The following is a 2,220-nucleotide window of genomic DNA, read 5'->3' on the forward strand; positions in this document are numbered from 1 at the left end:
CTTTGGGAAAAAAGCCAATAAGAACAGGAAGCTTTATAATGGCCGTATCAAATGCTATTATTATCAATATTTTGGACCTAGACCGCCTAGGAGGAGTGAGTAATAAATATTTGATTTTTTGTTGATCATCAGTAAATTAAAATACTAATTTATAATGGGAAATAGATATTTATTTAGAGTCTATTTCCCATTTCTATGCATTGGCAATGTAAAAATAGATAATAAATGGAAATAAAAGGTTGACAAAATTATATATATATATAATATATTATAATATATATGTAAGATTTCTGATCAGACAATTAATAAAATAATTATCGATAATTGTTTAAGAGTTTTTTCTAATAAGCTTAGAATTTGTATGAATTCTTATTCAACGTATTTGGACTACAATTAAAAGGTTTTAGGAGTGATTTTATGAAAAAAATAATTTCTTTCTTAATAATTTTTTGTCTTATTTTCACAACAACAAATAGCGTATTAGCTAATTCATATTCTCATAGTGAATTAGATTTTAAAAACACTAACGGCTACGATATTTTCACCTTAAATTTTGATAATGCTAAAGTTATAAGGTCTTCTCAAGTATCAGACAATTATGACCAACTTAAAACGTCTATTAATTATATCAAAAAACTTAATTTAGAAGAAAAAGGATTGATTGGTTTAGAAGAAAAACTTATTGATGATATTAAGAAGGATGTTGAAAATGAAGCCAACCTAGAATCAATAGTATTTTATATACCAAAGATTCAACAAAAGAATATGCTTTTTAACAGACGAGGAAGTACGGAGGTAGACTATGGTTCATATGATGGTTTTAAAATGAAAGCTGCTTATACCATCAAGCGAAAAAGATGGAGTCCGATAGAAGAAAGTAGAGAGAACATTATAAAAAAATGGAAGGAAGGTCTTGTAAATATTGGAATTGGTTTTACTACCGCTAAAATATGGGTTCCTTTATCATTATTCCAATTAGCAGGCACAGATATTAGTTCATTTGAAAATAGTGCAGTATATTACTATCTCCATGGAAATCAAACTGATAGATATATATTAATACAAGATAAAAATAAAAAAGCTTCTTCCAATGCAAGTGCGTACATACCTATTCTACATGACCAAAAGTTTGTTGTAGAACTAGATTCAATGGTTGCATTCCCAGGTCTAGGTAACTATGAAATGAAAGAAACAATTGGGCCAGTAGAAATTAATAGCAAAAATTTCTCTAACAAAAGTAAAACACGAAGAACAGCATACAAACAATATATAACAAGTGATAATCTTCAAATTTTTGAAGATTTAATAGGTTATCCAGATGCAATCTTTAGTTATAAGTAAATAGAAAACTTATAAAAATAGGAACAATTGATCCTCTATAAGTTTGTCTTAAATGTCGATTGTTCCTCCTATTTTTTTATCTAATCTTAAAACTTGATTTTGTAGATTTCTTTGAATAGTTTTAGAAAAGATAGGTCTAGCTTTTCTAATATAACAATAACATTGAAAATATCTTTAACTTTTATACCAACATCATGTTAAAATATATATTAACATGCAAAGGAGATGGATATCCTATGAGATCCTTACTAAAATACAGGAAAATTCTGATATTTTCAAGTATTTTTATAGTAATTATTTTTGCGATACCGTTTCTTACACCACGATTTGGATTAAATATAAAATATAATTTTAAATATAAAGAAACACAAATTTTAAAAGATGCTTATGTTAAAGATTCTTATAGTAATGGTGAAAATAATCTGAATATCATTTATAATAAAAACTTTAAAAATTCATATCAAATAATAATTAAAAATGAGCAATATACAGTTCTTTATAAACAAAAAAGAATTTTATTAACTCTTCCAAACGGCAAAACAACTACCATTGATAGTTCTTATAAGCATCTAAATACATTGTTAATTCCAACCATTAATAGTATATTAAATAATGATATAAGCTATTATCTAAACACAAAGCTATTTGTCAATATTCTATTATGCTGTGTTGGTTTGATATCTCTAATTTATCCACAAACGATAATATTTCTGCAATCATCATTTTTATATAAAAATTACGAACCTAATATAATTTATATAAATATAATAAGATTTATTGGCATAGCACTTCTTTTGATTTGCATAGGAATCTCTCTTAGAATATTGTGGTAAATACGAACTCCACAATGACAAAGGGACGTTTCGGTTGACACGTTAA

At 26.0% G+C, this 2,220-nt stretch carries 1 protein-coding gene; it reads left to right on the forward strand.

The window, feature by feature from the left end; all coding sequences use genetic code 11:
• Positions 1 to 417 precede the first annotated feature (417 nt).
• Positions 418 to 1,341, forward strand: coding sequence for a hypothetical protein (locus BUB36_RS18790; protein WP_073153842.1), 924 nt, complete (start codon positions 418 to 420; stop codon positions 1,339 to 1,341).
• Positions 1,342 to 2,220: the final 879 nt, after the last annotated feature.

Source organism: Paramaledivibacter caminithermalis DSM 15212 (genome assembly GCF_900142245.1).
In the GTDB taxonomy this organism is placed as follows: domain Bacteria; phylum Bacillota; class Clostridia; order Peptostreptococcales; family Caminicellaceae; genus Paramaledivibacter; species Paramaledivibacter caminithermalis.

What these genes read in the sequence shown, in the direction of transcription:
- BUB36_RS18790 (WP_073153842.1), top strand. Translation starts at nt 418, where the DNA reads ATGAAAAAAATAATTTCTTTCTTAATAATTTTTTGTCTTATTTTCACA.